Source organism: Planococcus sp. CAU13 (assembly GCF_000775575.1).
Classification (GTDB): domain Bacteria; phylum Bacillota; class Bacilli; order Bacillales_A; family Planococcaceae; genus Planococcus.
In genome coordinates this window covers 1-5,309 of the sequence record NZ_JRGN01000131.1, presented here as the reverse complement: position 1 = coordinate 5,309, position 5,309 = coordinate 1, and the positions used below count along the sequence as shown (strand labels likewise).

The 5,309-nt window shown below is 48.7% G+C and carries 6 protein-coding genes and 1 pseudogene; 1 reads left to right on the top strand and 6 read right to left on the bottom strand.

Annotated features, from left to right (window positions below):
• Positions 1-72: 72 nt before the first annotated feature.
• The 3 genes from speB to KW93_RS05640 all read right to left on the bottom strand — a co-directional run bounded on the left by speB (position 73) and on the right by KW93_RS05640 (position 2,806).
• Positions 73-945: an agmatinase gene (gene speB, locus KW93_RS05650; protein ID WP_033542012.1), complete on the bottom strand. Its 873-nt coding sequence runs from the start codon at positions 943-945 to the stop codon at positions 73-75.
• Between the two features lie 3 nt (positions 946-948).
• Positions 949-1,782: a spermidine synthase gene (speE, locus tag KW93_RS05645; protein WP_033542011.1), complete on the bottom strand. Its 834-nt coding sequence runs from the start codon at positions 1,780-1,782 to the stop codon at positions 949-951.
• A gap of 508 nt (positions 1,783-2,290) precedes the next feature.
• Positions 2,291-2,806, bottom strand: a complete 516-nt coding sequence (locus tag KW93_RS05640; RefSeq protein ID WP_033542010.1) for a YwhD family protein — start codon at positions 2,804-2,806, stop codon at positions 2,291-2,293.
• A gap of 63 nt (positions 2,807-2,869) precedes the next feature.
• Here KW93_RS05640 and KW93_RS05635 point away from each other — a divergent pair, with 63 nt between their 5' ends.
• Entirely contained in the window at positions 2,870-3,055 is a 186-nt protein-coding gene (locus KW93_RS05635; RefSeq protein ID WP_033542009.1) for a 2-hydroxymuconate tautomerase, read from the top strand.
• Positions 3,056-3,109: 54 nt separating this feature from the next.
• Here the strand turns inward: KW93_RS05635 and KW93_RS05630 are convergent, their stop codons facing one another.
• The 3 genes and pseudogenes from KW93_RS05630 to KW93_RS05620 all read right to left on the bottom strand — a co-directional run.
• Positions 3,110-3,604, bottom strand: coding sequence for a YwgA family protein (locus tag KW93_RS05630; RefSeq protein ID WP_033542008.1), 495 nt, complete (start codon positions 3,602-3,604; stop codon positions 3,110-3,112).
• Positions 3,605-4,909 (bottom strand): HD domain-containing protein, encoded by a 1,305-nt coding sequence (locus tag KW93_RS05625; RefSeq protein ID WP_033542007.1) that lies wholly within the window; start codon positions 4,907-4,909, stop codon positions 3,605-3,607. It lies immediately after the preceding gene.
• Between the two features lie 59 nt (positions 4,910-4,968).
• Positions 4,969-5,309 (bottom strand): annotated as a pseudogene (locus KW93_RS05620) (octanoyltransferase); the annotation flags it as partial.

The following is a 5,309-nucleotide window of genomic DNA, read 5'->3' as shown; positions in this document are numbered from 1 at the left end:
GTTTATCGTCGATTCCATTAAAAACACAAAAAAGCCGGCCGCAGAATGCCAGCCGACTCCATTTTAACTATATTACTTAACCCAACCCAAAATCATTTCCCGAATCAGCTTGCTCGCCGTGTTCGCCGTCTGATCGGAATGGTCATAGACCGGTGCCAGTTCGACCAGGTCGAAGCCGACCACATTGACGCCTGACGCTGCGATGGCATGGATCGATGCCAAGAGCTCGCGCGATGTGATGCCACCCGCGTCAACTGTGCCGGTGCCCGGTGCATGCGCCGGATCGAGAACATCCAAGTCAATCGTGACGTAGACGTTGCGGCCTGCAAGCGTCGGGAGAACTTCTTTCAGCGGCTCCAGCACTTCGAATTTCGAAATGTGCATGCCCTGCTCTTTTGCCCATTCGAATTCTTCTTTCATGCCGGAACGGATGCCGAATGAATAGACATTCGTCGGTCCGATATGATCCGCGATTTTACGGATCGGCGTGGAATGTGAATATTCTTCGCCTTCGTAGTTTTCACGGAGATCCGTATGCGCGTCGAAATGGATGATTGCGAGGTCGTCGTATTTGCTGGCGACCGCCTTCATGACAGGCAATGACACCAAGTGTTCGCCGCCCATGCCCATCGGGATTTTATTGTCTGCCAAAAGTGTATGAACGTATGTCTCGATTTCCAGCAGTGATTTTTCCGGATTGCCGAACGGCAGCGGAATGTCGCCTGCATCAAAGAACTTTACGTCGTCCAGTTCGCGGTCCAGGTACGGGCTGTATTCTTCCAGCCCGATCGACACTTCACGGATTTTGTTCGGGCCAAAACGGGAGCCTGGACGGAAACTTACCGTCCAGTCCATCGGCATGCCGTATAGCACCGCTTTGGATTCTTCGTAATTCGGATGGCTTTTGATGAACACTTTACCTGAATACGTTTCGTCAAATCTCATCTTTTATTCGCCTGCCAGATCTTTCACGAATTTCGGCAGAACAAATGCCGCGTTATGCAATTCTTTCGTGTAGTATTTTGTGTCGATGTCGTGGAAACGCTCTGCCGGCACAACCAGTGGATCGTATTTCTTCGAACCGATCGTGAATGCCCAAAGGCCTGACGGGTAAGTAGGAATGTTCGCCAGATACAATTTCGTAATCGGGAAAATTTCCCGGACGTCGCTCTGCACCTGCTTGATCAGATCCGCTTTGAACCACGGATTGTCGGATTGGGCGACGAAAATGCCGTCTTCTTTCAGCGCTTTAGAAATGCCTGCATAAAAGCCTTTCGAGAATAAATTCACAGCCGGGCCAACCGGTTCAGTTGAATCGACCATGATGACGTCGTATTCGTTTTCCGCTTCCGCAATGTGCATAAAGCCGTCGCCGACAATCACTTCAACGCGCGCATCTTCAAGGCCCGATGCAATCGATGGCAAGAATTTCTTCGAGTACTCGATCACTTTACCGTCGATATCGACAAGCGTCGCTTTTTTAACAGAAGGGTGTTTCAGGACTTCACGGATCACACCGCCGTCGCCGCCGCCGACAACCAGCACGTTTTCCGGATTCGGATGCGTAAACAAAGGCACGTGCGCCACCATTTCATGGTAGACGAACTCATCTTTTTCGGAAGTCATGACCATGCCGTCAAGGAACAGCATATTGCCCCATTCAGCCGTCTCCGCCATCTCCAAATACTGAAAATCCGTCTGCTCCGTGTGAAGCGTTTTGTTGATTTTCATCGTAATCCCGAAATTCTCGGTCTGCTTTTCTGTGTACCAGAATCCTGCCATCTATAATCAAACTCCTTTATCCTATATAGTAATCACTTAAAAAAGTATAAGTGTTTTCACCGAAAGTGCAATAACATTTTTCATACAGTTTTCTTTACCCGGCTGACACTAAGTTATTCATGCAAAATAAAAAGGCTTTCTGCACAGAGAATTTTTCCCTGCACAGAAAACCTTTTTAATCCCGTCGGGCAAAGAAAGTGACATGAGGCATTGGGCTTGGGTTTGTTCACAATCGCTCACGCCACTTGCCTGCTGACAGGTGTCCTAGCTTTCTATTTAAAAGCTGTAACTTCAGTGTACTGCGTTTGGGCTGCAACTTCAACTGCCTGTTATACCCATTTTCAAAAGTCATAGTTTGTTCATTAATGATAATAAAACACTTCAATTAGCAAATAAATGACTTCCATTTTTTCAATATGTGTGAACTGCTCTTCCCGTGATTGTTATATCAATCTAACTTTTCAAGCAAAAGAGAACTCCAGCCATTGCCGGCTGGAGCTCTCTTATTTCATGCATCCAATTCAGTGTGAAGCTGTTCAGAGCTGTTATTCCACATTTCAGGGTTGTGGCTCCGGAGATATTCGGCAAGCACCCGTTTAGACGGTGCATCCATATTCTCGACAAGGATTCTGCGCTTCATCGATTTGTCCATGCGGTTGACGTGATCTGCAAGAATCTTGTAGCCGCGCCGCTTTTCACGGTTGACCACCATTTCACAGGCAGTAACCCCTGCGTAATACGGACCTGCCGGGTTGAAGTCGATTGTAATCCAGATCAGCCAGTAATCCTTGCCGCCTGCTGAATCCTCCCGGTTCGTCGTGAACTTGATGCCGCGTTCCACTTCACTGCGGGCGTGCATGGCACCGATATCAATAAAGGCTTCCTGCTCTGCGACGTCGATGAACAGCGGCGACACGTTTTCAAGTGACAGCGAGCCGATGCCGTAGCCTTTATGGCCGTCGGTCGGATCGTCTTTTATGATGGTGAAGCCAAGTTTTTGTTTCGGTTTTTCATTGTTCGACATGTGTACATTCCCTCCATTCTGCTATGATAAGGTTGAACCCAAAGAAAAGGAGCTGTGTCCATTATGCCATACGTAACTGTCAAAATGCTCGAAGGAAGAACGGAAGACCAGAAACGCGCGCTTGTCGAAAAAGTCACCGAAGCTGTTTCCGAAACAACCGGCGCTCCGGTTGAGAATGTTGTGGTCTTTATCGAAGACATGAAGAAAACGGATTACGGGACGAAGGGTAAGTTATTCTCTGATCAGTAATATCGCCCGAACTTTAAGGCTTCCTTGATGGAGGCCTTTTTAATTTCCCCAAAATCACTGCTTCAATTCATCAATAAAATCAAAAGCTTCCCCAATTTCTTCATCTGTAAAATTCAATTTCCCTTTTACGCTGTGCAGTTTCGCGATCTGCTCTCCCTTCGCCAGATCATCGAAAAACATCAATGTTGCTGTCAGTTCGAGGAACCTTGCGCTTTTACCGTTAAGCCTGATTGCATGTTCGGCATTTTCCAGCACGGGCTTTCCGAGTGCATTCCGGAATTCAAGGCCTTCTTCCGTCACCGTATAGCGGTACTGGACATACGAACTTTTGTCTTCCTTCTGTTCGCTGATAAAGCCCATATCGCAGAGTTCCTCGATGCGTGCAGTCAATTCCTCCGAATACGGTCCGTAAATATGGAATTCATATTTTTCCTGAAACGGGACACCGATTTTCTTCAGTATGTATATCATCTTCTGCAATTTCTTCCGTCCGGTTACACCTTCCGCCGTGGAGATGAAATCCACTATTTTTGCGTGTTCCTGGAGCAATTAAACCCCTCCTTCTCTCAGCAGCTCAAGAATCTGCTGTTTTATTTCCTTCTTTTTGCCATCTATCAGTAATTCCGCCGGGAAATACAATTTATAATCGGTGCGGCGTTTGCCGGAAATGCCGTCGACGATCTGCGACAGGCGCGACAATTCCTTGATGTCGCCGTTTGGCATGAGCAAGTGGATCGGCAGACGCTCTTCCTCCTCGCCCGGCCGGTAGAAATCATAAGGCAGGTCGGAAGTCGAATCGTCGATCAGGTAATATTCCGGATCGATGCCGGCTCTATTGAATAACTGGACGAGTTCGCCCATCTTTTTATAATCCTTGCCCGGATCAAAATCGACGTACTGGAACAGCCGGCGGTTGACGAAACGGTCGCAGAGGTCCGAGAGAATCGGATCGCGTTCGTCCATCCATAATTGGAAATACGTCATCAAGACACCTTCATCCAGCGCGAGATACTCTTTCAGCGTGAATGTTTTATTGAAGAAAGCCAAAAAATGCGTCGGCGGCTGCTCGAATTTATAGCCGTGGCCGCTCAGATACTTGGCGCGCTGCAGAATCTTGCGGAGAATGACCTCGGCACTGCGTGCGACGGGATGGAAATAAACCTGCCAGTACATCTGGTAGCGGCTCATGATGTAATCTTCGACCGCGTGCATGCCGCTCGATTTGATGACGACCTGGTCATCAACGGGACGCATGACGCGCAAAATCCGTTCCATATCGAAATGGCCGTACGAAACCCCTGTGTAGTAGGCATCGCGCTGCAGATAATCCATCCGGTCGGCGTCGATCTGGCTCGATATCAATGAAACAACTTGTTTATTGGCATAAGTTTTGCCGATGACTTCCGCGACTTTCTTCGGAAAATCAGTCGCCACTTTTTGGAGGATGCTGTTCACTTCCGTGTCGCCTTCCAGAATTTCACGGGTGAAATCTTCATGGTCGACATTGAATACTTTTTCAAATGAATGCGAAAAAGGTCCGTGGCCGAGGTCATGCAGCAGCGCGGCACAGAGGACAACGAGGCGCTCGCTTTCATCCCAGTCCGGGCGGTTGTGGAAGATATCATCAAGGATCCGCCGAACGATTTCGTAAACACCGAGGGAATGGCTGAATCGGCTGTGTTCGGCTCCGTGAAATACTAGATAGGACGTGCCCAGCTGCTTGATACGCCGAAGCCGCTGAAATTCCCTTGCATTGATGAGATCCCAGATGACCCTGTCGCGCACGTGGATATACCTGTGGACCGGATCTTTGAACACTTTTTCTTCCGCTAATTTCTGTTTTGCATATTCCACAGACGCACCTCCAGAATTTTACTATTATATTTCAGTTTACATCAGCCTGTTCCAGCGCATCAAGTGGCTCTCAGCATTTTTGCGTTGCGCTCCACAACCCGCTCCAGATAATAGCCATAACGTTCGGCTTCCTCCGGCTGCAGAGGTTTCAGCTGTGGCTTGTCGAGCAGGTTATACAGATCGATGACCACTTCTGCAACAGTGATTTCTTTTCCCAGCAGCTCACTGAGCGATGCCATCGTCTCCGGTTGGATTGCCGGATAGGCGAATTTCGTTTCTTCCCCCTGCAGACCAGTGTCATAAAAGTCCCGGATCAATTCCGCGCGCTCCGAACCGCTGCCTTCAACGCATAAATACACCTGCACGGCGATGCCTTTTCGGATGCGGCGCTGCGAAATGC